The organism is Catellatospora paridis (assembly GCF_009720365.1).
GTDB classification, from domain to species: Bacteria; Actinomycetota; Actinomycetes; order Mycobacteriales; family Micromonosporaceae; genus Catellatospora; species Catellatospora paridis.
Genome location: NZ_ML769321.1, coordinates 77,958 through 103,919, shown reverse-complemented (window position 1 = coordinate 103,919; position 25,962 = coordinate 77,958). Strand labels below are relative to the sequence as shown.

26 protein-coding genes are annotated in these 25,962 nt (G+C 69.6%); 11 read left to right on the top strand and 15 right to left on the bottom strand.

Annotated elements, in window-relative coordinates:
* Positions 1 to 184: 184 nt before the first annotated feature.
* The 3 genes from F9C41_RS24150 to F9C41_RS24140 are packed head-to-tail and all read right to left on the bottom strand — an operon-like array spanning position 185 to position 2,453.
* Positions 185 to 1,183, bottom strand: a complete 999-nt coding sequence (locus F9C41_RS24150; protein WP_155389122.1) for an ABC transporter permease subunit — start codon at positions 1,181 to 1,183, stop codon at positions 185 to 187.
* Positions 1,180 to 2,067 (bottom strand): ABC transporter ATP-binding protein, encoded by an 888-nt coding sequence (locus F9C41_RS24145; RefSeq protein ID WP_155389121.1) that lies wholly within the window; start codon positions 2,065 to 2,067, stop codon positions 1,180 to 1,182. The genes F9C41_RS24150 and F9C41_RS24145 overlap by 4 nt, the downstream gene beginning before the upstream one ends.
* The gene (locus tag F9C41_RS24140) at positions 2,064 to 2,453 is read right to left on the bottom strand and encodes a GntR family transcriptional regulator (protein ID WP_144128208.1); all 390 of its coding nucleotides are present in this window, start codon (positions 2,451 to 2,453) and stop codon (positions 2,064 to 2,066) included. The genes F9C41_RS24145 and F9C41_RS24140 overlap by 4 nt, the downstream gene beginning before the upstream one ends.
* 562 nt (positions 2,454 to 3,015) lie before the next feature.
* Between F9C41_RS24140 and F9C41_RS24135 the strand changes: the two genes are divergently transcribed.
* Entirely contained in the window at positions 3,016 to 3,495 is a 480-nt protein-coding gene (locus F9C41_RS24135) for a VOC family protein (RefSeq protein WP_230689954.1), read from the top strand.
* 357 nt (positions 3,496 to 3,852) lie between these two features.
* Here F9C41_RS24135 and F9C41_RS24130 read toward each other — a convergent pair whose 3' ends face one another.
* Complete coding sequence (locus F9C41_RS24130) at positions 3,853 to 4,158, bottom strand: EthD family reductase (protein ID WP_155389119.1); 306 nt, start codon at positions 4,156 to 4,158, stop codon at positions 3,853 to 3,855.
* Positions 4,159 to 4,544: 386 nt separating this feature from the next.
* Here F9C41_RS24130 and F9C41_RS24125 point away from each other — a divergent pair, with 386 nt between their 5' ends.
* On the top strand, positions 4,545 to 4,910 hold the full coding sequence (locus F9C41_RS24125; protein WP_155389118.1) for a VOC family protein: 366 nt from the start codon (positions 4,545 to 4,547) through the stop codon (positions 4,908 to 4,910).
* Between the two features lies 1 nt (position 4,911).
* A complete protein-coding gene (locus tag F9C41_RS24120) occupies positions 4,912 to 5,529 on the top strand; it encodes an MBL fold metallo-hydrolase (protein ID WP_155389117.1) in 618 nt (205 codons plus the stop codon).
* A gap of 41 nt (positions 5,530 to 5,570) precedes the next feature.
* Here the strand turns inward: F9C41_RS24120 and dinB are convergent, their stop codons facing one another.
* The 3 genes from dinB to F9C41_RS24105 form a co-directional block, all read right to left on the bottom strand.
* Positions 5,571 to 6,761 carry a DNA polymerase IV gene (gene dinB, locus F9C41_RS24115; RefSeq protein ID WP_155389116.1) on the bottom strand — a complete coding sequence of 397 codons (1,191 nt, stop codon included), beginning with the start codon at positions 6,759 to 6,761 and terminating at the stop codon, positions 5,571 to 5,573.
* 50 nt (positions 6,762 to 6,811) lie between these two features.
* On the bottom strand, positions 6,812 to 7,207 hold the full coding sequence (locus tag F9C41_RS24110; protein ID WP_230689953.1) for a nuclear transport factor 2 family protein: 396 nt from the start codon (positions 7,205 to 7,207) through the stop codon (positions 6,812 to 6,814).
* 91 nt (positions 7,208 to 7,298) lie between these two features.
* Positions 7,299 to 7,853: a TIGR03086 family metal-binding protein gene (locus tag F9C41_RS24105; RefSeq protein ID WP_230689951.1), complete on the bottom strand. Its 555-nt coding sequence runs from the start codon at positions 7,851 to 7,853 to the stop codon at positions 7,299 to 7,301.
* 211 nt (positions 7,854 to 8,064) lie between these two features.
* Here F9C41_RS24105 and F9C41_RS24100 point away from each other — a divergent pair, with 211 nt between their 5' ends.
* The 5 genes from F9C41_RS24100 to F9C41_RS24085 all read left to right on the top strand — a co-directional run bounded on the left by F9C41_RS24100 (position 8,065) and on the right by F9C41_RS24085 (position 10,642).
* The gene (locus F9C41_RS24100; protein WP_155389114.1) at positions 8,065 to 8,778 is read left to right on the top strand and encodes a hypothetical protein; all 714 of its coding nucleotides are present in this window, start codon (positions 8,065 to 8,067) and stop codon (positions 8,776 to 8,778) included.
* A gap of 92 nt (positions 8,779 to 8,870) precedes the next feature.
* Positions 8,871 to 9,086 (top strand): hypothetical protein, encoded by a 216-nt coding sequence (locus tag F9C41_RS40795; RefSeq protein ID WP_196279918.1) that lies wholly within the window; start codon positions 8,871 to 8,873, stop codon positions 9,084 to 9,086.
* The gene (locus F9C41_RS24095; protein ID WP_155389113.1) at positions 8,996 to 9,349 is read left to right on the top strand and encodes a serine hydrolase domain-containing protein; all 354 of its coding nucleotides are present in this window, start codon (positions 8,996 to 8,998) and stop codon (positions 9,347 to 9,349) included. The genes F9C41_RS40795 and F9C41_RS24095 overlap by 91 nt, the downstream gene beginning before the upstream one ends.
* Positions 9,232 to 9,930, top strand: a complete 699-nt coding sequence (locus F9C41_RS24090) for an ATP-grasp domain-containing protein (protein ID WP_196279928.1) — start codon at positions 9,232 to 9,234, stop codon at positions 9,928 to 9,930. The genes F9C41_RS24095 and F9C41_RS24090 overlap by 118 nt, the downstream gene beginning before the upstream one ends.
* A 49-nt stretch (positions 9,931 to 9,979) precedes the next feature.
* A complete protein-coding gene (locus tag F9C41_RS24085) occupies positions 9,980 to 10,642 on the top strand; it encodes a hypothetical protein (protein ID WP_155389111.1) in 663 nt (220 codons plus the stop codon).
* A gap of 7 nt (positions 10,643 to 10,649) precedes the next feature.
* Here F9C41_RS24085 and F9C41_RS24080 read toward each other — a convergent pair whose 3' ends face one another.
* The 3 genes from F9C41_RS24080 to F9C41_RS24070 form a co-directional block, all read right to left on the bottom strand.
* On the bottom strand, positions 10,650 to 12,113 hold the full coding sequence (locus F9C41_RS24080; RefSeq protein WP_155389110.1) for a hypothetical protein: 1,464 nt from the start codon (positions 12,111 to 12,113) through the stop codon (positions 10,650 to 10,652).
* A 180-nt stretch (positions 12,114 to 12,293) separates the two neighbouring features.
* A complete protein-coding gene (locus tag F9C41_RS24075; RefSeq protein ID WP_230689950.1) occupies positions 12,294 to 13,040 on the bottom strand; it encodes a nucleoside 2-deoxyribosyltransferase domain-containing protein in 747 nt (248 codons plus the stop codon).
* Complete coding sequence (locus tag F9C41_RS24070) at positions 13,037 to 14,242, bottom strand: helix-turn-helix domain-containing protein (protein ID WP_155389108.1); 1,206 nt, start codon at positions 14,240 to 14,242, stop codon at positions 13,037 to 13,039. Before F9C41_RS24070 ends, F9C41_RS24075 begins: the two co-directional genes overlap by 4 nt.
* A gap of 208 nt (positions 14,243 to 14,450) precedes the next feature.
* Between F9C41_RS24070 and F9C41_RS24065 the strand changes: the two genes are divergently transcribed.
* Together F9C41_RS24065 and F9C41_RS24060 are read left to right on the top strand one after the other, a co-directional pair.
* On the top strand, positions 14,451 to 14,657 hold the full coding sequence (locus tag F9C41_RS24065; protein WP_155389107.1) for a hypothetical protein: 207 nt from the start codon (positions 14,451 to 14,453) through the stop codon (positions 14,655 to 14,657).
* 295 nt (positions 14,658 to 14,952) lie between these two features.
* The gene (locus tag F9C41_RS24060) at positions 14,953 to 16,119 is read left to right on the top strand and encodes a serine hydrolase domain-containing protein (protein WP_230689949.1); all 1,167 of its coding nucleotides are present in this window, start codon (positions 14,953 to 14,955) and stop codon (positions 16,117 to 16,119) included.
* Between the two features lie 69 nt (positions 16,120 to 16,188).
* On the opposite strand, the gene F9C41_RS24055 is transcribed toward F9C41_RS24060, so the two are convergent.
* From F9C41_RS24055 to F9C41_RS24035, 5 genes are all read right to left on the bottom strand, one after another.
* Positions 16,189 to 19,494, bottom strand: coding sequence for a discoidin domain-containing protein (locus F9C41_RS24055; RefSeq protein ID WP_155389105.1), 3,306 nt, complete (start codon positions 19,492 to 19,494; stop codon positions 16,189 to 16,191).
* Positions 19,495 to 19,618: 124 nt separating this feature from the next.
* Positions 19,619 to 20,428: a carbohydrate ABC transporter permease gene (locus tag F9C41_RS24050; RefSeq protein WP_155389104.1), complete on the bottom strand. Its 810-nt coding sequence runs from the start codon at positions 20,426 to 20,428 to the stop codon at positions 19,619 to 19,621.
* Between the two features lie 11 nt (positions 20,429 to 20,439).
* Entirely contained in the window at positions 20,440 to 21,399 is a 960-nt protein-coding gene (locus tag F9C41_RS24045) for a carbohydrate ABC transporter permease (protein ID WP_155389103.1), read from the bottom strand.
* Between the two features lie 69 nt (positions 21,400 to 21,468).
* Positions 21,469 to 22,758: an ABC transporter substrate-binding protein gene (locus F9C41_RS24040; protein ID WP_155389102.1), complete on the bottom strand. Its 1,290-nt coding sequence runs from the start codon at positions 22,756 to 22,758 to the stop codon at positions 21,469 to 21,471.
* A gap of 66 nt (positions 22,759 to 22,824) precedes the next feature.
* Positions 22,825 to 24,720, bottom strand: coding sequence for a glycoside hydrolase family 127 protein (locus F9C41_RS24035; protein WP_230689947.1), 1,896 nt, complete (start codon positions 24,718 to 24,720; stop codon positions 22,825 to 22,827).
* A 189-nt stretch (positions 24,721 to 24,909) separates the two neighbouring features.
* Here F9C41_RS24035 and F9C41_RS24030 point away from each other — a divergent pair, with 189 nt between their 5' ends.
* Positions 24,910 to 25,938, top strand: coding sequence for a LacI family DNA-binding transcriptional regulator (locus tag F9C41_RS24030; protein WP_120315197.1), 1,029 nt, complete (start codon positions 24,910 to 24,912; stop codon positions 25,936 to 25,938).
* Positions 25,939 to 25,962 lie beyond the last annotated feature (24 nt).

The following is a 25,962-nucleotide window of genomic DNA, read 5'->3' as shown; positions in this document are numbered from 1 at the left end:
GCGATCCAGGTCCGATTCACGACAATCACCAGTTCCCCATCAGCCGTCCGGACCACTGATCACTCGCGCTGACCGAACGACGGCCGGACTCATCGTTTCCCCTATGTGGCACCGGGTCTGGCGTGGCGGCATCGGGACCGGCCCGCTTCGAGTAGCGGTGACTTGGAAGCGGGCCGGTGGCGATTCAGACGATCCGGTGGCGGATCCACCAGAAGCAGAACGCGGCGAGCAGTGCGGCAAGCCCGATGAGGACTCCGGCCTCCGCCCATTGCAGCGACCAGAAGTGACTGTCAGGGTGATACAGCAGGTCCTGACGCAGGCCGAGTGAGGCCATCCATTCGTGGCACTTGGCCGGCACTCCCTGTACGCCGCAGACCGTGGGGTCGGCAGGACCGGTGAAGGTGGCGCCGGTGGCCGTGATGGTCCGGTTGCTGACCGTCCAGGCGTTCGCCACGCCGTCGCCGAAGACTTCGATCGCGCCGGTGTCGCCGCTGATGGACATCCCGTGAATGCTCTCGGCGATCAGTGGGACTGTGTCGTGCCGGCTCGGGACCAGGTATCCCCGGACCCACAGTGGCATCGCCGCCGCCGCTGCGACGTAGACCGCCAGCGTCGTCGCCATGGCGGGAAGAGTCCGACGAATCAGCATCCCCAGCGTGACGCCGAGCAGGAAGGCGAAGAGTGCGTACGCGACGGGCACGATGCCTCGTGCCCCGAAGATCAGCGGGTTGATCCGGTCTTGCGACGCGCTGTCGATGCGCTGCGCCCAGACGGTCAACCCCCAGCTGAGCAGGCCGGTGGCCGCCACGGCGAGCGCGCCGCCCACCGTGAGTTTGGCAACCAGCCAGCGGGTACGGGTCACCGACTGGTTCCACGCCAGACGATGGGTGCCCGTCTCCACCTCCCGGGCGATCAGCGGAGCGCCCCAGAAGATCCCGATCAGTGCCGGCAGCACGTACAAGGCCGCCAGGGCGGTGGCGTGCGCGGTGAAAGCGGCGCTGCTGTTGAACCTGAGAATGAATGCCTTCGTGACGCCGTCACAGTCACTCGTGCACGCCGCCACGTCGGCGTACAGGTCGGTGACCATGAGTGCGGTGACGAACAGCAGGACGCCGAATGCGGCAAGCGCTGCGGCGGTGATCAGCGTCTGAGTGCGAAGTTGACGCCAGGTGAACCAGATCATCGGGTGGACTCCCTTGCGGGCTGAGCCGGCATGGCCTTCGACATGTAGGCCAGGACCAGGTCTTCGAGGGTGAGCTTCTCGACGGTGAATGACCTGCCGTCGAGCGGAACGTCGGCGCGGACGATGAGCGTGGACTGCCGCTCGGTGTGGCTTTCCTCGATGACGTCCACGCCGCCGGGCAGTTCGGCGAGTTCGCGCCGGGGGCCGGTGAGCCGGAAGTGTCCGGCCAACAGGTCGTCGACGTCGCCCGCGATCTGCACTCGGGATGCGACGAGCACGACGAGGTAGTCGCAGACGCGTTCCAGATCCGACACCAGGTGGGAGGAGAGGATGACGCTGGCCTTGTCGTCGGCGGTGAAGCCCATCAGCGCTTTCATGAATTCCCGCCGGGCCATCGGGTCCAGGCTCGCCACCGGTTCGTCAAGGATGAGCAGCTCCGGCCTTTTCGCGATGGCCATGGTGAGCGCGAGCTGTGAACGCTGCCCTCCGGAGAGCTTGCCGGCCTTCTGCCGCGGATCCAGGCCGAGCTGGTCGATCCGCTCCTCGGCCGTCGCCTGGCTCCAGCCCGGATTGGTGTGGGCCCCGAATCGCAGGTGATCGGCGATGGACAGGTTCGCATAGGTGGGGGTGTCCTGCGCGACGAAACCGACCTTGGCCAGTTGGTCCGCGCCGGATGCCGGGTGGCCGCCAAGGGCCTCGATGGTGCCTGCCGTCGGGGCGAGCATACCGGCCGCCAGCTGCAACAGAGTCGTCTTGCCGGCGCCGTTCGGGCCCACGAGACCGACGACTCGGCTGGCCGGGATGTCGAGGGTGCAGTCGGACAACGCGTGGTGTCGTCCGTATCGCTTGGTCAGACCCACGGCCTTCAGCGCGGGGGCGGTCATGTGGACTCCTCGGTGGGGGTGCGGACGGTGGTCGCGATGAGCGCGTCGATGCTTTCGTCGTCCAGCCCGGCGGCGCGCGCCTTGGCCAGCCAGGTGCGCAGCTCTTCGCGCAGCGACTCGTGCGCGGCGAGCGACTGATCGGTCAGGGTGCGAGTGACGAACGTGCCCACTCCTGGCCGGGCGACAACCAGTCCCTGGTACTCGAGTTCTCGATACGCCTTGAAGACCGTGTTCGGGTTGATCGCCACCTTGGCGACCACCTCCTTGACGGTCGGCAGGCGGTCCCCCTCGACCAGCAGCCCCAGCCGCAGCGCCTGCCGCACCTGCTGGATCAGTTGCATGTAGGGGGCAACGCCGGAGCGCCCGTCGAGATGGAACTCAATCACCGTGACGTCTCATTTCACTAGATGCCTAGCACTATAGTGATAGTGCCGGGGCGCGCGTCAAGCCACACAGGTCTTCGACAGCAAGGTCGTGTTCGACGACGGCCACGAGGCCGCTTTCGACCTGCCGTCGGACCAGACCGTGTTCTTCCAGCGGGTCCCCGACCGCGCCAGTTTCGGGCTACGGCCACCGCACGCACCACCAGCCCGAACCCGGGAGAAGCACTCGACCCAGACGTAGGTTGGCCAGATTGAGGAGCCGATTCACCCGCGCTCGGCGGTTCGGGCGAGGCACGGGCCCTTTCCGCGTGTAGCGACACTCACTCGCTCAGGACGGTCCTCTGATCCGTGCAGTGACTGGCTGACAGGTGAATGGGGGGACGCCATCCGCCCAGCCTGATCTCTCCTGCCATCCGCTCGACCGCTGCGCGGTGTCGGCCAACATCGCAGGGGATCGCCGCAGTTCGCCCCCTGGTCCGCCGTGTGCCGCGATAATAGGGTGGCTCCTTCATCGTCGAGGCCTAGGCAACCGCCCCAACCAATGCCGCCAGAGTGGAGCAACCTCGTGACAGAACCTGCGCCCCGCACCGACGTCGCCAACCTCCCCTCTCCCGCTGAGGGCATTCTGGTGACGTTGTTCCTCACCGTCCGCAAGATCGCGCGTTCCCGCGACTTCTACTCCCGCGTTCTAGGCGGCACTGTCGTCCTTGACGAGAACCCATGCATCGTCAAACTGTCCAATTCGTGGATCATCATGAACCCCGGCGGGCCGCCGACCCCCGACAAGCCCGGTATTTCGGTGGTCGACTACCAGCCCGGCGATACCACCTCGATCTTCCTGAACCTGCGAGTCGCTGACATTCAGTCCTGCTATGAGGACTGGAAAACGAAGGGCGCAGAGTTCGTCACACCGCCGATCGACCGCGGGGCGGAGATCCGCTGCTACATGCGGGACCCTGACGGATACCTCATCGAGGTCGGCCAGTCCACCGGACTGCTGCACGGCAAGCTTGCCGAAAAGCGCCCGGAGGATCTCCCGGGCTGAGTCGGCGAGCTGGAGCTAACCGGCACGCTGCACGTTAGCGCAGCTTAACGGCGACCGACCCGGTCCGCCCGTGCAGTCACCTACCCGGTGCTCGTGCCCGGTGCGAGCACGCCCACCAACGCCGGGGGCAAGCGCGTGCGCGACGAGGCCCACGATGTCCGCACCGGACCTTCTGGGGGCCACATGCGGACGCTCACGGTCTCGCTGTCGACACAGTTCAGCTCGCTGACCAGACAGTGTCTGGCAAAGCCGATGCAGGCAGTCTGGACGAACCTCTCTACCAAAGCTCCGCTGCCTTCATTCCATCGACGCGCCGCCGGACTGCGGACCGGCGACCTTTGTCGCCCAGCACGGTCATCAAGCCCGCTCGATGTCCGAGAACAACCCGGTGAAGGTGGCGTGCGCCCCCGCAAGGGCGCCGAAGACCTCGGCGGCAACCGGCGTCGCGACCGCGGCGGAGGCGTCGTCGTAGCTGTCGAAGTAGAGGTCGAGCGTCCGGTAAGCGGGGGTAGCCGTGCCGTCCTCTTTCGGCCACACCTTTGCAGACTCGAGTCGCTGCAGCTTCGGGAGCTTCTTCGCGGCCGCCTTCACGTCCGCGTAGGCGCGCTCGAAGTCGTCAGGGTTCGCAGGATTGTCGATCATCAACGTGATCTTCGTGGGCACGACACCCTCCTTGCACATCCCTGGATGACCGCTCTCGGCGCCACGGCCGGCATATGACCGAGACGCCTACCGACAGCGTATGGAAGTGCGGCCTTGAGCGCGGGAGGATGCCGGAACCCGGATGACCCGAAGACGCGCAGGTGGGGGCGTTGCCGCGGTCAGCTGCGGCGCAGAAGACCCGAGGCGCTCGGTGTCGACAGCCCACGGCTGGTTTGCGTGGTTCCGATGCACCTGGAACATCCGAGCCTCTCGATCACGGTCGAGGTGGCGGAGCCTGCGGCGTTACGCAGGCGCATCGCCGCAGGCTCCGTGGAACCGGCCCGGATGTACGCGGCCTCGTCGCATCTCGTTTGACGATGCGGCCGTCGAGGCAACAGAGTGGCCGTATGACGACGATCATCAGAAACGTCACCTTCGACGCCGCCGATCCCGGCGCCCTCGCGCGCTGGTGGGCACAGGTCTTCGACAGCAAGGTCGTGTTCGACGACGGCCACGAGGCCGCTTTCGACCTGGCGTCGGGCCAGATCGTGTTCTTCCAGCGGGTCCCCGAGCCCAAGTCGGTCAAGAACCGCCTGCACCTCTGCCTGCAGTCCGACACGCCCCGCGACGTCGAGGTCGACCGGGTGCTGGCCCTGGGCGCGACCATGGCCGCCGACCACCGCAACGCGGACGGCACCGGCTGGGCGGTGCTCGCCGACCCCGAGGGCAACGAGTTCTGCGTGCTGCGCTCGCTCGCCGAGCGGGGGCACTGACATGCGCCTGACCAAATACGGCCATGCCTGTGTACGCGTCGAGAACGGCCACGCGGCCCTGGTGATCGATCCGGGCGTCTACTCGGAGCCGGTGTCCTTCGACGGCGTTGCAGCGGTGCTCGTCACGCATGAGCACGCCGACCACGTAGACCGCGACCTGCTCCGGGCGGCCCGCGAGCGCAACCCCGAACTCACCGTCCACACCCACCCCGCGCTGGCCGCGGAGCTTGGCGAGGGCGTGCAGGCGGTCTCCCCCGGTGACGTCTTCACCGCAGCCGGGTTCACGGTGCGGGCGGTCGGCGGCGAGCACGCCGAGATCATCGACGGCCTGCCCGGCTGCCCCAACGTCGGCTTCGTCGTCGACGGCGTGTACCACCCCGGCGACTCGCTGTTCGTGCCGTCGGAGCCGGTCGAGACGCTGCTGATCCCGGCGGCCGGTCCGTGGCTGAAGATCGGCGACGCGATCCGGTTCGCCCGGGCTGTTCGGCCGCATCGCTCGTTCCCGATCCACGACGGGGTGCTCAACGACCTCGGACTCCACCAGTTCGACGCCTGGCTGGGCGACGAGGAGGGCATCGGCTACTCGCGCATCCCATTGGGCGACACCGTCACCCTGTAGCACGGCCCAGCCCGGCAGTGCGCATCCCGGCGGGACGGAGTTCAGTCGGGCAGCATCGGCATGACCAGGCCGGTGTCGGTGCCCAGCAGCGTGCCTCGTTGCAGGGAGGTGGTGCCGAACCGGCGGCGCACCGCGTCGACGGCGGTGTCCAGCGCGTCCCGTGGCAGGTCGTCGAAGGGCAGCTCGGGCTGGATGTGGCCGGCCCGGTCCAGGTTGCCCACCGAGACGCCGATCAGCGTCAGGCCGCGCTCGGCCACCAGCGGCGAGGCGGTCGCGAGCAGCGCCCGGGCGGTGTCGAGAACCGCCTGGGTCTGCGACGTCGCCTTGGCCAGGGTCGACGACCGCGTCGCCCGGGTGTAGTCGGCGAACCGCAGCCGCAGCACCACGGTGCGGCCGGGACGCTCCGCGCTGCGCATCCGGCGGGTGACCCGTTCGACCAGCCCGGCCAGCGCGGCCTCCAGGAACTCGACCGTGTGCGGGCCGCGGCCCAGCGCCCGCTGCGCTCCCATCGACGCGCGGCGGCGGCCGGTGACGACCGGCCGCGGGTCCCGGTTGTGGGCGAGGGCGTGCAGGTGGCGGCCTGAGCCCTGGCCGAGCATCGACACCAGTGCCGCCTCGCCCAGCCGGGCCACCTGCCCGACGGTGCGGATGCCGCGCTGGTGCAGCTTGCCGGAGGTCACCTCGCCGACGCCCCACAGCACCTCTACCGGCAGCCGGTGCAGGAACGTCAGCTCGTCGGCCGGCTCGACGGCGAGCAGGCCGTCGGGCTTCGCGACCCGGCTGGCGACCTTGGCCAGGAACTTGGTGCGGGCCACCCCGACGGTGATCGGCAGCCCGACCCGGTCGAGGACGTCGCGGCGCAGCCGGGCCGCGATCGCCACGGGCGTGCCGGCGATCCGGTGCAGGCCGGCGACGTCGAGGAACGCCTCGTCGATGGAGAGCGGTTCGACGATCGGCGTGGTGTCGTCGAAGACCTCGAACACGGCTCGGCTGGCCTCGGTGTACGCCGACATCCGCGGCGGCACCACGATCGCCTGCGGGCACCGGTCGCGGGCGGCGCGCACGCTCATCGCGGTGCGCACCCCGTATGCCTTGGCCTCATAACTGGCGGCCAGCACCACCCCGGCGCCGACGATCACGGGTCGGCCCCGCAGTCGCGGGGCGTCCCGCTGTTCCACCGACGCGTAGAACGAGTCGAGATCCGCGTGCAGGATCGTCGCCGGGCTGGTCACGACCAGCAGTTTAGTACGCCTGTACGAGAAAGGGAACCGGCACCCGCAGCTCAGCGGTAGTCGTTCTCCTTCAGCTCGATCACCCAGGCCCGGCGCTCGGCGATCAGGCCGTCACGCATGACGAAGACCTCTGCCATGGACATGCGCATCGTGGTGCCGTCGGGGCGCAGCACCGAACCGGTCAGCTCGGCCATGACCACGTCGTCCTGCTCGACCATGCGGACGATCTCCAACTGCGGCGGCTCGACGAACGCGGGACCGTCGATGGCCTCGTCGTACGCCTGCTTGCCGGTGAGGTGGAACGCCCCATAGACGGTCCACTCGATGTCATCGGTGAGGCAGGACAGGATCTGTGCATGATCGTTCTTGCGAAAGCCCTCGAGATAGGTCTCCACCGTCTGCCGGTTCTGCGACATGGCACCGCCCTCCTGATCGATACGCGTCACGCCCCGCGCAGCCTACGCGCCCGACGATCTCCCAACCGCCGCCGACACGGACCGCCGGGGCACCGCATGATCTCCGGGGCGATGTGCTCAGTCAGGGAGTGCGGCCGATGAAGGCCAGCAGGCGCGTCTGCGGGTCGGCGTCGTCGGGGACCTCGACCCTCGGGCCGTAGTGCCCGCTGGAACGCAGCACCGCGTCCATCGGCAGCATCCCCTCCAGCAGCATGGCGCACCGCTCGGCGTCGAGACGCTCGTCCTGGCCGGTGGCCCGGGCCAGATCCCACGTGTGCAGGAAGACGTCGGTGGTGTAGAACATGGCGACCGCCTGGTCCAGCGGCATCTCGCCGATGTTCGGGTTGTTGAGGACCCGGTCGGCCGTGGCGGGGTCGTCGAGCAGGGCCTGCACGCCGTCGCTGTGGACAGTCCAGGCGCCCACCGGGTCCTCCGCGACGGACGGGCCCTTCGGCAGGTCGACGCCCGCACCCGCCCGCAGGAAGCCGGGGAACCACTCGACCAGGTGGCCCACCACGTCACGGGCGACCCAGCCTGCGCAGGGCGCCGGACGATCCCAGTCGCCGGGGGCGACGCCGCGCACGCGTTCGGTGAACGCCTCGGCGGTGTGGCGGTGTTCGTCAGCGGGACCGGTCATGACGTCAACTCCTTCGGCCAGGCCCGGACCGGACGATCTCGCACACGTGCGGGACCCGGCTTCGGACGCTCGGTGCGGTCGGGCCGTCGACATGCTACTGGCCGGCTGTGACACGGCGGGGTATGCACGAACTGCGATTCGCTCAGGCCGGTGACGGTGGACAGCGGCTGCCACCATGACGTGATCCACAGGAAGGGCGCCCGACAGCCGTATGCAGATCATCGAGGTGACAGAGTTCTGGGTCCGGTCCGCGGTGATCCGGTTGCGGCACCGCGAATCACCGTTGCAGTTCGTGATCTACCCCATGATTCACATGGCCGAGCCGGAGTTCTACGAGGCGGTCACCGCGCGGCTCGGCAAGGCCGACGTCGTGGTGGCCGAAGGAGTCCGGGGCGGCGGGCGGCGGCGTTCACCGCTGATGGGCGCGCTGATGCTCAGCTACACCACGCTGCGCTTCAACCGGCGGATGAAGCTCGTGAAGCAGGACATCGACTACCGCGCGCTGGGCGTGCCGGTGATCAACCCCGACGTCACCGTCGAGGAGTTCCAGGACGATTGGCGCAAGGTGCCCCTCGGCCACCGGCTGGTGGTGTGGTGCATCCTGCCGGCCATCGCGCTGGTGCGCCTGTTCGGCGGGACCCAGGTGATCTGGTCGAAGTCGATGGAGGTCAACGATCTGCCGTCGCCGGAGGAAGAGGACCAGAACGACTCCGTGCCGCCAGAGGTCCACGTGGCCTTCACCGGCACTCGTGACGACCGGCTCCTGGCCGCCCTCTACCGGCTGCACGAGGAGCGCGGCGACGAGCCCATCGAGGTCGCGGTGGTCTACGGTGCAGGACACGTCGCCGCAATCGTCGAGGGGCTCACCACACGGCTGGGCTACAAGGCGCGCTCCGCCGACTGGCTCACCGTCGCCGTCCTGTGACACCGTCGCCGAGAGACCGGCGTCCCGCCGCCGATGATCCCGGCGGACAGCCCGCGTCCTGACTGAGAGCACGCACACCTAGGGTGTGGCTCATGCGGATCTCCCCGGCCCGGCTGCAGGCGGCCCTCGACACGGTCGCGGCCGAGTGGGCGGTGGGCGCGCTGGCCGAGGCACGCGACGACACCGGCTCGTACGCGCTGTCCAGCGGCGTGTCCGCATGGGGAACCGACATCCCGTCGACCCGGCCGGCCACTTCCGGATCGGCAGCGTCACCAAGACGTTCACGGCCGTTGCCGTACTTCAGCTGACGGGTGACGGCGCGTTGCGCCTCGACGACACCGTCGAACGATGGCTGCCGGGCAAGCTCGCCGACGGGGACGCCGTCACCGTCCGCCACCTGCTGATGCACACGGCAGGGCGGTACAACTACACCGACGCCTGGGCCGACCGGTGGTGCCCGAGCGGCTGCGGCATGCCACGGGCGGGCACCTGCGCGGCGGGCCGGTGTTCGCCGGCGCGGTCGCCGAGGATCTCGACCTGGCGCTGCTCGAACCGGACGACGACTGGCTGACGCGGCTGCCGTACGAGTACACCCGCCGCGACATCACCCTGACCACGCTCGGCGAGGCTCGCTGGTTCCGTACGCCGATGTTCGTCAAGCCGCCCCGCGACAAGTCGCTGACCGCCTGCGTCTACGCCGACGGCTCCCGGCTGCCCGGCGACGAGCACCACGCCGCCGACACTCCGGTGCTGGTCAGCGAGATCGTGACGTTCCTGGTGGAGTACCGGCTGTTCGTCCTCGACGGCACGGTGCACGCCGCCAGCCGCTACGCCACCCACGGCCGGCTCGACCCGGCGCCGCTCGACGTCTGCCTGCACCGGGCCGACGTGCTCAACTTCGCCGCCGGCCTGCTCGGCACGTGCGGCGACAGCCTGCCCAGCGCCGTCGTCGTCGACGTCGGCCTGGCCAGCGACGCCGACCGCGGCACCGAGCACTGGGCCGTCGTGGAGGCGAACATGGCCTGGTTCAGCACCAGCTACGCCGCCGACCCGGACCGCGTCCTGGACGTCGTGCTCCGCGCGGCCGGACCACGCGACCGACTCGCTCCCCGCGACCTGGCGTTCATCCGGCTGCACACAGCCGCGGTGTAGCAGTCGGCTCGGGCAGGTGACCGGGACAGTTCCGGCCTAGGATCGCCCGGTGAGCGCCTACGAGATCGCCGCCCAGCTGCCCGCCGTCGACGTGCTGCGCGGGCGCTGCAGAGCACTCGCCGTGCTGGAGCGCATCGTCGACAGCTCGGAGCCGTACTACGCCTACACGTCCACGTGGGGCGACGACGAGGCAGCGCTGATGAGCAACGGCTGCGGTGACGAGTGGGCCGTCGTGTTCACCGCCGACGGCGCGTTCATCCGGGTGTTCGATCACGAGTCGGAGATGTCTCCGTACTGCGATCCGGACCGCGAGCTGTGGCCGGGCTTGGTCGACGGCCTGCCTGCGGTGTTTCGCCCGCAGGTGGAGGAGCCCGCGTTCAGCGACGGGGAGGGGCGGTTCGTCGCCACCGCCGTGCTGTGGCGGTTGGCCGGTGGCGATCGCTGGTGTGCGGGCGAGGGCATCGCGTTCCCGGCTGACGACAGCACCGACGGCTCCGGCATGCTCGCGATCATGCTCGACGACATCGTCGACCGGTACGTCGAGTTCGCCGAGGACTACTACGAGATCGGGGTGGACCCGGCGATCGTCGCGCACGTCGTCGCGCACCGGCCGCTCACCGACGCGGTCGTACGAGCCCTGAATCCCGACGTGACCCTCGCCGAAATGCAGAAAGACCTGGCTGCCATCGGGTATCCGATGGCAGCCAGGTGACGTCGTCCTACTGGTACGAGACGAACACCGGGGACGGTTCGATGGCGATGGTCTGCTTCGGCGAGAACGTCGGCTTGTCCTCGTCGTAGAAGTTCTTCCAGCCCCACCAGACCTGGTTCGGCGCCTCGGCGCGGACGTTGTCCCAGGTCGCCATCTTCTCGCTCGCCGAGCCGAAGCCGTCGGCGTGGATCACCACGGCCAGCTCGTCGAAGTTCGTGTCGATACTCTGCCGGCTGGTGATCATGTCGGTCCGGAACTGGTGCAGCATCAGGATCTTCTGCGGCAGGTGGCGGCTGCGGGTGAGCTCGGCGAGCCAGGCCGCCGTCTTGTTGATCTCGTTGGCGCCGACCGAGCCGATCTGCACCATGTGGCGCTGGCCGGGCGAGAGCCGCCATTCCGGGTCGAGCGCGAGCCCGACGTGCGGCTGCACCAGCAGTTCCTCGTACCGTTTGGCCTGGGTGAGGAAGTCGGTCCGGCCGGGCTGCAGGTCGAGCAGGACGTAGATGCCCGCGGCGCCGGCGGCGGCGACCCAGGGGCGCAGGTGCTCGACCGTCGACTCGTTGGAGAAGTCGCCGTCGGGTCCCGGGTCGCTAGACGCCACCGTGGTGATGATCTCGAAGGCGGGCACGACCAGGCCCTTGTCGATGTCGGCGTACTGGCCGGCGACCTTGCGGGCGCGCTTGACCGCGGCTTCGACGCCCTGCTCGCCGAGCGAGCCGAGGCCGGAGTCGCCCGGGTGGCCGTAGAGGGCGATCAGACGGCGGTTGGGGTACACCACCTGGCGGCCGCCGGGCAGCAGCGTGCCGGTGGCGGCGGTGGCGATCCGGTTGCGGAGCCGTTCGGCGGGGCCGAAGGCGCTGCCGAGGGCCATCACGTGCGCGGCCGGACGTCCGGTGAGCGCTTTGATGACCTCGTCGTCGGCGCGCGGGTCGGGGTCCTTGAGCACGAGCACCTGAGCACGGCTCGCCTTGGCGGTGGCGGTGGCCGCAGCGGCGTCGGCCCGGTCGAGCGTCAGCACGACCAGCTGGTCGAGCGGGGCCACGGCGGCCAGCCGGGGCAGCCCGGAGCCCTGGAACGGCTTGACCGCCTGGCCTTCGGTCGCGTGGTCCTTGGCCCAGCCGGTGGCCGCGTCGCCGATCGGGATCAGGGTCTTCGGCGCGAGCCGGCCCAGCTCCTCGCGCACCGCGGCCGCGGTGCCGTCCGCTGCCGCGGTGAGCAGCACGGGCACACCGAGTTCGACGGCGGCGGCGTCGGCACGGGCCATGCTCGGCGCGTCCTGCTCCCCGACGAGGATGACCGCCGGCGCATGGCTGAACAGGGAGCGGCTGGCCTGGACCGCGAGCTCCGCGCCGGTGGCGCCGGCCACGACGGTGGTCAGCTCGGTCGGCATGACCGTGCGGGACGCCGCCTTGGCGTCGGAGTTGAAGGCCGCGGTGCAACCGCCGGCCAGCAGTACGCAGGCGAGCAGCATGGGACGAAGCCGAGATACGTGCATGGTGTGCCTCACAGAGAACAACAACCGCCAAAGTGGGACATTATGCCCAAACGGTAACGGCATGAACACACTCTGTCCGGCGGATACCGCATTTCGGCGCGAACAAGTCGACGGGTCGCGATGCGCAGCTCCCGGCCAGGAGCCGCCGCCGACCGCTCAGGCCACCGTCGCCTGAACCACCGCGGTCGCCGGGCCGCTGGAGCCGTCCAGACACATCACCCGTCGCAGCTCGGCACCACCGGCCCGATCCGCCACCGTCGCGTCGAGCACCCACGACGCCGCGCCGGAACCGGAGGTCCAGCGCACCCGCGCCCGGCGCAACTCCTCGCCACGCGCCGACAAGGCACTCCACCAGGTCTGGAACGCCGAACTGCGCCACACGAGCAGCGGCACGTCCCGGGTGCCCGCCTCCCGCCACGACCCGCACCCCACGAGATCGAGCGTGGCCGACACCGTCCCCGGCAGCGTGTCCGCCACCGGCGCCTCGTGCAGGTCGGCGAAGTGCCGCAGGTAGCGGACGCTCTGCGCGTGTGGAGGCATGCCCAGCACCACCCGCCCGCTGCCCTCGTACCGGCCGAACTCGACGTTGGTGGTCAGGCCGGGCGTGCCCGGCAGCTCGCGGGGCACCCAGAACAGGATCGCGTCGACGACCGACATCCACCGGTCCTCCCACAGCTGGTGCACGTAACCGGCCGGAGGATGGTGGCGGTCGCGTGGCTCCGGCACGAACACCGCCAACGGACCGTCCACGGACCAGCGTTGCGTGATCAGCCGCAGTGCCTCGGGCCGCCACGACGGCGAGTCGGGATCGCGCGGCATCGGGCCCGCGAGGAAGACCGACGCGTGCCAGCCGGCGGGCGGCTCCTCGCCCGCGTACACGACGGTGACCTGCCGCGCCGTCACAGGGCGACGCCGACCCGCTCGCAGAGGCCCCGCAGCTCCACCCATCCGGTGCCGCGGCGTGCCCGCTCCAGCATGCCGCGGGCGGTCTCCTGCACGATCGGCGACATGCGGACCCGCTGCGGGGCGATGCGCTCGGCCATCAGGAACTGGCGGATGGCGGCCTGGTCCTGGCCGATGTTGGCCAGCGCCCGCGCGACGTCGATGTGGAACCCCGCCTGCCGGGACACGACGGGCACGTCGTTCGGGTTCACGCCGCGGGCGATCTGGACGGCCCGGCCCGGGTCCGCACCGTCGGCATCCATGTTGACCTGCCAGAACCTGATGTTCGTCGGACCGAAGTTCAGCCCCAGCGCGGCGCTCTGCCCGGTCAGCTCGGCCAGCCGCTCCGCCTCGGCGACGGCGCTCGCGGCCCCGCCGACGTCGCCCTGCGCATACCGGGTGAACGCGGCCACCATCAGCAGCTGGCCGAGCATCTCGCGCGCATCCGGCAGGCCGGCGGCCCGCTCCAGGTCCGCGACCGCCCGGTCGGCGATGCGCTGGGCCCGCGGGTACAGGCCGCAGCCGGCGGCCGCGTGCGCCTGGGTCCACGCGGACAGGCCCATGATCACCGGATCGCCGAGCGCCGCCGCGGCCTGCCGGCTGCGGTCGGCGATCATGACCGCGCTGGCCGGGTCGCCGAGGTAGCGCACCACGAACGACGCCGTCTCCTGCGCCAGGACCAGGCCCCGCAGCGCCGGTGTCCGTTCCTGCCCGAACGACGCCGCGTGCAGGCCTTTCAACAACTCCGGCAGTACGGTCGAGGCGCCGGTGTAGTCGCACTTGAAGCGAAGGCTCTGCGCCAGTTCCAGGCGTTGGGTGAGCAGGTCCATCGGCACCGGCTCGGCCAGCGGCGGATCTTCGAGGTCGGCCTCGATGACGGCCTGCATCGTCTGCGCAACGGCGGTGCGGGTATGCGCGTAGTCCCCGGCCACCAGACCGGCCGCGCCGGTCAGGTCGGACAGCGAGACCTTGAGCGCCTGCGCGATGTCCGCCAGCTGAAACCTGTTGTCCGCGCTGCGCTGCCCCTTCTCGATGCGCCCCCACTGGGTGTGGGAGATCCCTGCCAGCGCCGCCGCGTGCCGCACCGAGTAGCCGCGGATGTCGCGCAGTCGTCTGATCTTGTCGCCGATCGGCTCGGGTGAGGGGCGTTCGGGTGACTTCATCGCGTGTCCTACGAGGTAGGCGAAGGGCGTCGACTCCAGATTAGAGCCCGCGGTGCCAAATGGTGCCACCCACAACGGTGAACCTCAATACGGTGGAGACAGGGCCGGTGTACGCGCCCGCAGCGCGCACACCCGGCACCCGGTGCCGTGACGCCATCGCTCGCGCTTCATCCGTCCCGGCACCACGACGGCGAACGGAGGACGGACCATGTCTGCGCTGGACACGTTCGCCGGAGCGATCGCGGGCCTGGCCCTCGGCGTCCTCACCGGCCTGTGGTTGGCACGCCGCCACCGCAGGGCGACCATGCCCGCCGACGACGTGCCGCTGACCTGGTGCGGCAACTGCGGCCAACCGACGGCCGCGCTGTGCCACGAGCACAAACGGCAGGCTGCGGTACGCCGCCGGAACGGCTGAACCTACCGCATCAATGCCGTGACCAGGCGAAACGAGCCGGTGTACGGAACTAGGATGGGTTGACGTGCCGTCGGCGGGTCAGGCACAGCCGGCGTCCGGCACGGAGTCCCCGACGAAGGCCGTGATGGCGATGTTGAGACGTTCTCGGGCGTGCGCGGCAGTGCTGGTGGTGAGCTGGTCTGTGGCGGTCGTGTCGCCCGGTGTGGCACACGCGGGCCTCCCTTCGGCCGGCGCGCCGGTCGCGCAGGCATGCGCCCCACCCGTCGCGGGGGCCACACCGTCACCGAGGGGATCCGTGCTGAAGCAGATCGACCAGGCGTCCCTGCAGGCCGCCGTGGACACCGCCGTCAAACAGATGCTGGTCCCCGGGGCCGTGGTGCTGATCTGCACGCCGCAGGGCAGCCACGCCGTGCTGTCCGGCACCCTGCAGCGGGGCGCGCAGACGCCGCCCGCCGCGGGCACGCACTTCCGGATCGGCTCCAACACCAAGACCATGACCGCGGCGACGGTCCTGTTGCTGGCTCAGGAGGGCAGGCTCAAGCTCAGCGACCCGGTGTCGGCGTACGTCCCGGACGTGCCCAACGGCGCGAACATCACCATCGAGCAGCTGCTGAAGATGCGCAGCGGCCTGTACAACTACACGGACGCGCCGGAGCTCTCGGCGACCCTGGACGCCGACCCGGCGAAGGCGTGGACGCCGCAGGAGTTGCTGGCGCTCGCGTTCCGGCACCCGCCGAACTCCGCACCGGGCACGGAGTACGACTACAACAACACCAACTATGTCCTGCTCGGGCTGGTCGCGGAGAAGGTCGGCGGTGCCCCGCTGGGCAGGCAGTTCCAGGAGCGGCTGTACGCCCCGCTCGGGCTGGACCAGACTTCGGTGCCCGCACCCGAGGACACCGCCATCCCGGCCCCCGGCTCGCACGGTTACCTCTACGGCGGCTCGGCCCACGCGATGACAGACGAGCCGTACTCGGCGGACATGCAGGCCGCCATGCGTGACGGAACATTGGCGCCGATCGACTACACGAACCAGAATCCGTCGTACGCAGGCGCCGCAGGCGCCGCGATCTCCACCGCCGAGAACCTCGCCACCTGGATCAAGTCGCTGGCCACCGGCAAGGTCCTCGACGCCGACATGCAGCAGCGGTGGCTGGGGAGCTTCCAAGCCGAGAACCCGGACGCCGGGGCCGGCGGGCAGCAATACGGGTACGGCGTCGCGTACCAGCCGATCGCGCCGAACGTGGCGCTGCACTTCCACGGCGGCGAGCTGCCGGGCTTCAACTCGTTCATGGCCCATGACCTGGCCAACGACGTGACAATGGTGATCTGGACGAACCTGACCATCGACCCGGGCAGCCAGAAGACGGCCATCGCCCTGGTGCCGACGGTCCTCAACCAGGTGTACGCCGGCCTCAACCTGCCGACCGCGCCCGCCCCGGCACCCAGCCCGACCCGCTGAAACGCCGCCCGGATGAGGGGAAGGGCACCTTCCACATCGCATGGCGATGGGAAGGTGCCCTTCCTTCTCTCAGGCGAAGGCCTTGACCTCGAGGAGGCCGAGGGAGGCCGTGCCGGTCGCGGTGAGCGACACCCGGAGTCTGGTGGTGCTGACCGAGGTGAAGTTCACCGTGTTGTACGCGTTCTTCGTCAGCGTGTACGCGCTCGCGCCGGGCACGTCCACGTACGCGCTGCCGTTCCAGTACTGCAGTTTCCACGTCGAGGGCATGTCTATGCCGCCCTCGTCGTCGAAGAAGTAGACCTGTGCCTGCTTCACCGACTGCGCGGCCGACCACTGCACCTCGGCCCACTGGGTGCCCGTCTCGGGCCAGGTGCCCCAGCGGTTGCCCTGGTTGGTGCCACCGTAGTTGGAGCTGGTCGGCTCGTCACCGTTGTTGATCGCCGCGCAGGCCTCCCACGCCGACGTGTAGGAGCAGACCGGCGAACCCGACAGGGCCAGGTTGGTCGACACCGGCGGGTCCGGCGGCTGGACGCCGCCCCGGTTGAAGATCTTGACCTCGGTGAGACCGGTCTTCGCGCCGGAGGCGTTGGTGGCCAGCACACGTACCCGCTGGGCACTGATCGCCGGGAAGGTGACCAGGTTGTAGTTGGCCCGTGGTGCGGCCGGGGACTTGACCTGGCTGGCGACGTTCGTCCAGGTACTGCCGTTGAGGTACTGAATCTGGTACGACGACGGCGCGCGGTAGGTGCTGGACTGCGGCCGGCTGTCCTTGAAGTAGAGCCGCACCTCGTTCAGCGTCCTGGCCGTGCCGAAGTTGACCTCGTACCAGTCCTGCGAGTTCGGCGAGCCGCCCGCGCCCCAGAAGGGCTCGTTGATCGGGAAGCCGTCGACCGCGCCGCCGGTGCCCGCACCGGAGCCGCTGTAGGACGCCGACACGGTCGCGCCGGTGGCCAGGTTGGTGAGGTTCCCGGTCAGGTCGACGCCGGCCTTGGCCATGATGTCGGTGAGCCGTGCCTCGGTCTGCACGACCTGGTTCGGAGCCTGCAGGCCCGACACCGCCGTGTTGAACGCGACCGTGCCGCTGGTGGTGACCGCGCCGGTCGCCGGGTCCCAGGTGAACGGGACCAGGCTGTTGACCGTGGCGACGCGGTTGCCGTTGATGAAGATGGAGTAACCCTGCGGGATGCCCGTGTAGCGGACCACGCCGTCGGCCGGGTCGTCCCAGACGATCGACAGGTCGGCGTTGCGGTAGCGCAGGTTGTTGATCGCGAAGTGGGTCCAGCCGATGTTGATCGGCGAGAGCTCCACCTTGTTGTCGTTGCGCGGCCGCAGGCCGGCCACGTCCTCGATCACGGTCCAGTTGCTGGAGCCGAGGATGTTGTGGTGAATCCAGGAGCGGTACTGGATCGACGAGCCGTTCCAGTCGGCCCAGAACTCGTTGGCGTCGGGGTACTGGGTGTTGCCGTTGGGGTACTGCGCCCAGGCGTTCCAGTACAGCAGCTTCTTGTAGTCCTGGGCGTTCATCCACGCGTTCGGGTAGTTGCGCAGCACCGAGGAGTACAGCCGGAACTGCACGGTCGAGTTGATGGTGGAGAAGTTGTTCGAGCCGGGCTGGCCCTGCGCGGCCGCGGCCGCCTTGTCCACCTGGTTGGCCGTGTAGAACGGGAAGATCGGGTACTGCGCCGGGTTGTCGTACAGGCGCAGCGCCTCACGGTAGGTGGCGGTGTTCGGGATCGCGCCGACCGCGAACGGGTAGTAGTTGTTGATCTCTTTCCACGGGTTGAAGGTCCCGTCCGGGTAGCGGTGCTCGAACAGCTGCCGGCTCGAGTTCCACAGCACGCTGGTGAGCGCGTTCTGGATCCGCGTGGCCAGCGTGCGCATCTCGGCGGCCTTGGTGGTGTTGCCGATCGCGTCGTACGCCTGCGCCGCGGCCAGGGCGCCCGAGTACTGGTAGGCCGACTCGGCCCGGTCCATCCGGCCCGAGCGGTAGTGGAACGACACCGCGTCGGCGTCGTTGCCGGTCAGCGCGCCCCAGTCGTACTCGATGAGCCCGTTGTTGTTGGTGTCGTAGAACGCCAGCTGGCCCTTGACGTCACCCTCGGCGTACTTGGCGATGTTGCCCGCGATCGCCGGCTGGCCGCCGTAGATCTGGTAGGCCTTCCACGCCGCCTCGGCGATGTACTGGGTGTAGCTGTTGGACCAGTTCTCCGGGTCGCCCGGGTTGTCCAGGAAGCGGCCGCCCTTGGAGACCTGCCCGGTCGACAGCACGTTGCCGTACGCGTAGATCGGGTTGCGCAGGTACTTCAGGTCGTCGATGTGCATCGGCTGGGTCAGCACGATGGCGTTGTTGTAGCCCAGCACACCCTCGGTCGACGTCGGGAACTGGAAGTTCTGTCCCGGGATGTCGGCGTCGAGGTTGTTGAAGCGCATCAGCCACCAGCGGTAGTAGATGTTCTTCTTGATCGCGGGCTCGGCGACGTCGATGTAGGGCAGGTTCTGCGCCCACCACTGGTTGTACGCCCGCACGTGGGTCGCGAACGCGGTCGCGTTGCTGTAGCCCGCGTAGGCGTTGTACTCCGTCAGCGACGCCGGGATCTCGTTGGTGACGAAGCCCATGACCACCTTGGCGGTCACGGTCGCGCCCGCGGCGATGGTCACCGAGCGGTTGAGGCCGCCGCTGGAGACGGTGAAGCCGTCACCGGTGATGCGCGGATACAGCGTGGTGAGGTTGTTGTAGGCGTTGACCTGACCGGTCAGCTCACTGCCGCTGCCCGAGGTGGCGAACGGCGAGGTCGCCCGCAGCTGCAGCGTGGTCGAGCTGCTGCCGCCGTTGGTGATCGACAGGTTCGTCACCGCGACGTTGTTGTCGGTGATGAACTTGGTCTGGTTGATCGTGATCGAGCCGCTGGTGTGCACGCTCTTCCAGTGGCTGGGCGCCTGCCAGCGGGAGCCCACCTGCTCGGTGAACGTGCCGGGGGTGACCGCGACGGTGTACGCGTTGCTGTTGTTGATGCTCTCCCAGTAGGCGGCCTGACCGGCGAAGCCGAGCGTGCCCGGGGTGTGCGTCTTCATGTACAGGGCCCGGCCGCGGGACATCAGCCAGGTGCCGGCCGGGTCGTTGCCGGGACGGGCCAGCAGCCGGTCCATCCAGAAGTCGGTGCCGCCCGACTCCGCGTTGTAGATGGCCTGCATCATGTTGCCGCTGGTGTAGGCGACCGGCGGGGCAGGGATCGCCGGGCCGCTGAACGTGGGGAAGCCGATGGTCTGTGCCGCCATCGCCGGGTTGTTCGCCTGTACGGCGATCACACCGGTGGCCAGTACTGCGGACAGGCCGAGTGCCAGGCTTCTGCGCCGGTGGCGCGAAAGCAGTGGCATGGTGTTCACCTCCACATAGGGGACGGTTGTGGGACGCGGTGAGTGTTCGGCGGTGAGAGGTCTTTGACCCGGCCGCGCCCGCCGGGTAGGCGGTGCGGGCGCGGCCGGGGGTCTTCGTCGCTGTTCAGCCCTTCAGCGCGCCGGAGGTGAACCCCCGTACGTAGCTGCGCTGCATGAAGGCGAACAGCAGGAGGCAGGGCACGGCCATGAAGACCACCCCCGCCTCCAGCGCGGCGTAGTCGATGGAGCCGTGGCTGGCGGTGCGCATGTTGACCACGGCCAGGGTGGTGGTGAACTGGTCGGTCGAGTTCAGCAGGATCAGCGGGGCGAAGAACTCGCTCCACGAGGTCAGGAACGCGAACAGGCCGACGGTGACCAGGCCGGGCTTCACCGCGGGCAGCATGATCCGGAGCAGGGTGGACACGCTGTTGCAGCCGTCGACCTGGGCCGACTCTTCGAGTTCGCGGGGCACGGCCTCGAACGAGTTGCGCATCATGAAGATGGAGAACGGCAGCTGGAACATGATCAGCACCAGGCTCAGGCCGATCAGGCTGTCCTGCAGGCCGATCCAGCCGAGCAGGACGTACAGGGCGATGAGGATGGTCGCGTAGGGCACCATCAGGATCGCCAGGGTGAGCAGGAACAGCAGGTCACGGCCGGGGAAGCGGAACCGGCCGAAGGCGTACCCGCCGAGCGTGGCCACCAGCAGCGTGCCGGCCACCGTCAGCGCGCTGACGGTGAGGCTGTTGACCACGTGGTGCACGCGGATGCCGTTGTCGGAGGTGAACAGGCGGTCGTAGTTCTCCAGCCCGAAGCCGCTGTTGGTGCGCAGCGACGCCCAGCCGCTCCACAGCAGGGGCGACAGGAACAGGATCGCCAGCGCCGTGCCGGTGACGTAGTAGCCCCACCGTCCGGCAAGGGAAGACCTGGTCATGGTTGCCTCTCCTAGGAGCGCCGGCGGAGCACGCCGAGCTGGATGACGTTGAAGACGACGAGCACGGCCAGCAGCGCGACCGAGATGGCGGCGGCGGAGCCGAGGTCGAGGCGGATGAACGCCTCCCGGTAGATCACCATCACCAGCGACGTGGTGCTGTTGTCCGGGCCGCCGCGGGTGAGGATCCAGAACTGGTCGAAGGCCAGCAGCGAACCGGTGATCATCATGGTGAGCACCAGCGCGATGGTGGGCCGCATGAGCGGGATGGTGACCCGGCGGAAGGTCTGCCAGCGGCTCGCGCCGTCGATACGGGCCGCCTCGTACACCTCCAGCGGGATCGCCTGCAGGCCGGTGAGCAGGATCAGCATGTTGAACCCGGCGAAGCGCCACAGCACCAGCACCATCGCCGAGCCCAGCGCGGACTCCGAGCTGCCGCTGGTCCAGGAGACGTAGCCGTCGATCAGGCCGATCGAGCGGAGCAGGTCGCTGACCGGGCCGATCTCGTCGGACAGCAGCCCCAGGAACAGCAGCGAGGCGCTGGCGAAGCCGACGGCCATGGGCAGCAGGAATGCCGTACGCAGGAAGCCGACCCCGCGCCGGCGCTGCTGAACCAGCAGGGCCAGCCCGAACGCGACGACGAACAGCCCCACCGTCATCAGCACCGTGTACTTGACGGTGAACCAGACCGCGGAGGCGACCAGCTCGTTGTCGGCGATGCGGGTGTAGTTGTCCGGCATGTTCATCGTCGGCGCGCCCAGCAGCGGCCACTTGTGCAGCGACATCCAGCCGACCAGCACCAGCGGCACCAGGAAGAACAGGCCGACCATGACCGCGGTGGGCGTCGCGTACAGGGCCCCGAGCGCGGCGCGGCTGCGGGCGGCGCTGCGCCGGAACCGCCGGGGCGGCCGGGGCGCCTCCGGGGCGGGCAGCGGGCGCGCCTTGCCGCTGCGGGGCGGGGTGAGCGTGGACATCGCGTCTCCGGGTCGGTCGGTCGAGGTGGCCCGGCCGCCGGGGTAGGGCGGCGGCCGGGCCGGGTCGGGTCAGCCTTGCTGGAGTGACTTGGTGATCGCGGTGTTGCCGTCGGTCAGGGACTTGGCGGCGTCACCGAACAGTGCTCCGCGGACCGTCTGCAGCCAGGGGCTCTGCGGGTCGTTGAAGGAGGCGTTGAAGTTCTTCGCGTACGGCGTCTTGCCCTTGGCGACCAGGCTGTTGATGAGCACGATGCGCGGGTCGGCCGAGGAGTACTTGTTCGACGCCAGGTCGGTGCGGATCGGCACGCCCTTGCCCTTGGCGATGACCTCGACCTGGGCCTCCTCGGACATCGTCCAGAGCAGGAAGTCCCAGGCCTGGGCGGTCTTGGTGCTGGTGGCGCCGACGCCGATCGCGTCACCGCCGATGAAGGTGGAGTCGCCGCCGTCGGGCCCGCTGATCGGCGCGACGCCCATCTTCACGCCCTTCTCCTCGATGAGGCCCAGCCACACCGACGGCCCGGGGGCGATGCCGATCTTGCCACTCTGCAGCGCGCCGAGCCAGGTCGGACCGGCTTCGTCCTTGGACGCCGGAGCCGCCACGCCCTCGTCGTACAGCGCCCGGTAGAGCGCGAAGACGTCGGACATCTCCTTGGAGTCGACCTTGGCGTTCTCGCCCTTGGCGTCGAGCACGTCGCCGCCCGCGCCCCAGACCGAGGGCCAGAAGGTGAACTCGACGCAGCCGCCGCAGTTGCCGCCGAAGTAGGTGCCGTTCACGTCGCCGCCCAGCTTGTCGATCTTGCGGGCGTGCTCGGCGAACTCCTTCAGCGACTTCGGGCCCTTCTCCGGGTCCAGGCCGGCCTTGGTGTAGAGATCCTTGTTGTAGAGCATCACCGACATGTCGACGGTGTGCGGGACGGCGTAGTTCTTGCCCTCCCAGGTGCCGGCGTTGAGGTGCCCGGGCGACACCTTGTCCTTCAGGCCGCTGGCCGAAAGGCGGTCGGTCAGGTCGGTCCACAGACCCTGCGAGGCGTACTGCGCCGCGAACACCACGTCCGCGCCGAACAGGTCGGGCAGCGCCTTCGCGCCGGCCGCGGAGGCCAGCTTCGCCGGGTACTCCTCGTTCGGGTAGGAGGTGACGGTCACCTTGTTCTTGTGCTTGGCGTTGTACGCCTCGGCGTACGCCTTGGACACCGACTCGGTGGCCGCACGGGTCCACAGCGTCAGCTGCGCGCCGTCGTCGACGCCCGCGGTGCCCGAGGCGCCGGGGGCCTCCGGGTCGTCCCCGCCGCACGCGGCGACAGCGGTCACCAGCAGGGCCGCCGCGGTGACGGCGAGCGCCCGAAGTCCTCTAGATCTCACAATCTCTCCTTCCATCGGTATGTAGATGAGCGGTGGAGCGGATGTGCTTGGTGCGTGGGTGGTGGATCATGTGGTGGGCAGCCAGACCCGCATCGTGGAGGGTCCGCTGCGCGCCCAGCGGTGGTACGGGACCAGTGGCACGTCCCGGGTGGTGCGCTGACCGACGGGTCCCGCGTCGGCATAGGGCCACTGCCGTTCGGGCAGCTCCTCGGTCAGCCCGCGGACCGTCACGCCGCCCTCGGCGGCCGGGTCGATGCCCGCGTCGACCCGCAGGCTGTCCAGGTCGAGCGCGCCGCCGACCGACTCCGCGCACAGCACGAGCGGCCCCTGCTCCACCGCCACGCAGCCTCTGACCGCGTCGATGCGCGGGTCGGGGCGGGTGAACCGGGGCCGCATCGGCAGCGCGAGCACGATCCGGTCGCCGACGGCGAAATCCCGCCGCAGCACCGCCCGGTCTCCCGACACCGGCTGCGGTTCCCCGTTGACGGTGACGGTCGCGCCCGCCGCCCACGAGGGCAGCCGCAGCGCGAGCGTCCACGGGCCGGGCTCGGCCGCGGTCACCTCGATGCCGACCGTGCCCTCGTCGGGGTAGCCGGTGCGCATCCGCAGCCCGACCCGCCGCCCGTCGGCCAGGGTCGTGTCGATGTCGGCGTCGGCGTACTGGTGCACGCGCAACCCGTCGTCGTCGGCCGAGGCCACGTACGTGGACAGGCTGGCCAGGATCCGGGCCGTGTTGGCCAGGCAGCAGGAGACCTCGAACCACGGCGCGCGGGGTCCGCCGCCGAAGCCGAGCTGCTCCACGTCACCGGGCAGCACCGCCGTCAGCGAGCGCTGGTGCAGCGTGTGGGCGTAGAAGAAGGACCGGCCGTCGTCGCCGATCGCGGTGGCCACGACGTTGTACAGGATGCGCTCGATGACGTCGGCGTAGCGCTCCTGGCCGGTGGCCAGCATCAGCCGCCACGCCACCATGATCGCCGCGATGCCCGCACAGGTCTCCGAGTACGCCCGGTCGGCCGGCAGCACGAAGTCGTCGCTGAACGCCTCGTCGAGGTGCCGCGAACCCATGCCGCCGGTCAGGTAGGTGCGCCGGGCCAGGGTGCGGTCGAACTGCGCCGCGACCGTCTCCAGCAGCTCGTCGTCACCCGTCTCCACGGCCAGGTCCACCACGCCCGCGGCGAGGTAGAGCGCCCGCACGGCGTGACCGCGCAGCACCTTCGCCTCGCGCACCGGGATGTCGTCGCTGAAGTAGGCCCAGCCGAACTCGTGCCGCGGCAGGGTGCGCCGGCCGCGCCGGGACACGAACAGCGACGCCTGGTCCAGGTAGCGCTGCTCCCCCGTCGCCCGGAACAGCTCGACCAGCCCCGGCTCGATCTCCGGGTGCCCGCAGACCGCGTCGCGGCCGGTCGGCCCGAACTCCTCGCAGACGTGGTCGGCGACCCGCCGGGCCACGTTGAGCAGCGTGTCGTCGCCGCTGGTGCGGGCCCGTGCCACCGACGCCTGCAGCAGGTGCCCGGCGCAGTAGAGCTCGTGCCCCCAGGCCAGGTCGCCGTAGCGGGCGCGCTGGCCGGACCGGCCGAACGCGGTGTGCAGGTAGCCGTCGTCGGCCTGTGCGCTCGCGATCATCGCGGTCAGCTCGGTGATCTCGGCGTCGCGGGCCGGGTCGGCCTGCCGGCCGGTCTCCCACGACATCGCCTCGACCAGCTTGTACACCTCGGAGTCGGAGAACTCACGACCGCGCCGCTCGGCGCTGCCGTGGCCCACTTCAGCGGTGAAGTTGCCGGTCCAGCCGAGCTTGTCCATCCATTCGCGACCGTGGTCGAGCGTCGCCCGCCCGTTGGTCGCCTGCCGCTGCGCCCAGAAGCCCCCCGTGATCCGAACCTCGCTCAGGCCCAGCGGTCGCAGGACTCCTCGCGACGGCACCACGGGCCGACCTCCGGTGAGGTCGGCGGTTCGCGCCGCCACCGTCATCTCCGCCTCCAACAACTCTCGTGACCGCGGTCACTTCCGCGTTGGAGCAACCATGAATCCCGAAAACCTTTTCGGCAAGATGCTCGTCGTGTTACATCTCGATAACGTGCCACCCTCTATACACAGCAACGCTCGCGTGGTTAAGCTCCGACACGTTGTCGAAAAACGAGCGAAAGGCTTTCCGTGGGCAGGCGGCGATCGACGTCGGTGACACTCACCGACGTGGCACGGCTGGCGGGGGTGTCCGTGGCGACCGCCTCCAAGGCACTCAATGCGCGCGGCGAGGTCGCGCCCGACACCCGGCTGCGCGTGCTGCAGGCGGCCAACCAGCTCAGCTTCCAGCCCAACGTGCTGGCCCGCGGGCTCATCTCCGGGCGCACCCGCACCATCGGCCTGCTCACCGACGAACTCGGCGGCCGCTTCTCGATCCCCATCCTGCTCGGCGCCGAAAACGCTCTCGGCAACGAGCAGATGTCGGTGCTGCTGTGCGACGCCCGCGGCGACGCGATCCGCCGCCAGCACTACATCCGCACCCTGCTCGCGCGGCAGGTCGACGGGTTCATCATCCTCGGCGACAGCAACGACCTGCGCCCCTCGCTCAGCCGCGACATCCCGGTCCCGGTCGTGTACGTGTACGGCCAGTCCACCGACCCCGCCGACCTGAGCGTGCTCGCCGACGACGAGGGCGGCGGCCGGCTGGCCATGGAACACCTGATCAGCCTGCGCCGGCGCAACATCGCCCACATCACCGGCCCGCAGAGCTACCGTGCCGCCCGCGACCGCGTCACCGGCCTGCAGGCCGTGCTGGCCGAGTCCGGATTGGAACTGGTAGGCGGCGAGCCGCTGTACGGCGAATGGTCCCAGCGCTGGGGACGCCACGCCGCCCGCATGCTGATCACCGCGCACCCGGAGATCGACGCGATCTTCTGCGGCAACGACCAGATCGCGGCCGGGGCCGCGCAGGCGTTGCAGGAGCACGGCTGCCGGATCCCCGACGACGTCGCCATCATCGGCTACGACAACTGGGAGGAGATGGCCGCCGACTGCCGGCCCCCGCTGACCACGGTCGACCTCAACCTGGAACAGCTCGGCGCGACCGCGGTCATGCACCTGTTCGCCGCCCTCGACGGCACCCCGTCCTCCGGCGTCATCCGCCAGCCCTGCCGCCTCGTCGTCCGCGAATCCACCGGCCCACTCCCCCAGCAGGGCTGACGCACCACCGACTCATGTACGTAG

Coding starts and splice junctions, on each gene's coding strand:
- F9C41_RS24150 (WP_155389122.1), bottom strand. CDS start 1,183: ATGATCTGGTTCACCTGGCGTCAACTTCGCACTCAGACGCTGATCACC.
- F9C41_RS24145 (WP_155389121.1), bottom strand. CDS start 2,067: ATGACCGCCCCCGCGCTGAAGGCCGTGGGTCTGACCAAGCGATACGGA.
- F9C41_RS24125 (WP_155389118.1), top strand. CDS start 4,545: ATGACGACGATCATCAGAAACGTCACCTTCGACGCCGCCGATCCCGGC.
- F9C41_RS24120 (WP_155389117.1), top strand. CDS start 4,912: ATGCGCCTGACCAAATACGGCCATGCCTGTGTACGCGTCGAGAACGGC.
- F9C41_RS24105 (WP_230689951.1), bottom strand. CDS start 7,853: ATGACCGGTCCCGCTGACGAACACCGCCACACCGCCGAGGCGTTCACC.
- F9C41_RS24100 (WP_155389114.1), top strand. CDS start 8,065: ATGCAGATCATCGAGGTGACAGAGTTCTGGGTCCGGTCCGCGGTGATC.
- F9C41_RS40795 (WP_196279918.1), top strand. CDS start 8,871: ATGCGGATCTCCCCGGCCCGGCTGCAGGCGGCCCTCGACACGGTCGCG.
- F9C41_RS24095 (WP_155389113.1), top strand. CDS start 8,996: ATGGGGAACCGACATCCCGTCGACCCGGCCGGCCACTTCCGGATCGGC.
- F9C41_RS24080 (WP_155389110.1), bottom strand. CDS start 12,113: ATGCTGCTCGCCTGCGTACTGCTGGCCGGCGGTTGCACCGCGGCCTTC.
- F9C41_RS24070 (WP_155389108.1), bottom strand. CDS start 14,242: ATGAAGTCACCCGAACGCCCCTCACCCGAGCCGATCGGCGACAAGATC.
- F9C41_RS24065 (WP_155389107.1), top strand. CDS start 14,451: ATGTCTGCGCTGGACACGTTCGCCGGAGCGATCGCGGGCCTGGCCCTC.
- F9C41_RS24055 (WP_155389105.1), bottom strand. CDS start 19,494: ATGCCACTGCTTTCGCGCCACCGGCGCAGAAGCCTGGCACTCGGCCTG.
- F9C41_RS24050 (WP_155389104.1), bottom strand. CDS start 20,428: ATGACCAGGTCTTCCCTTGCCGGACGGTGGGGCTACTACGTCACCGGC.
- F9C41_RS24045 (WP_155389103.1), bottom strand. CDS start 21,399: ATGTCCACGCTCACCCCGCCCCGCAGCGGCAAGGCGCGCCCGCTGCCC.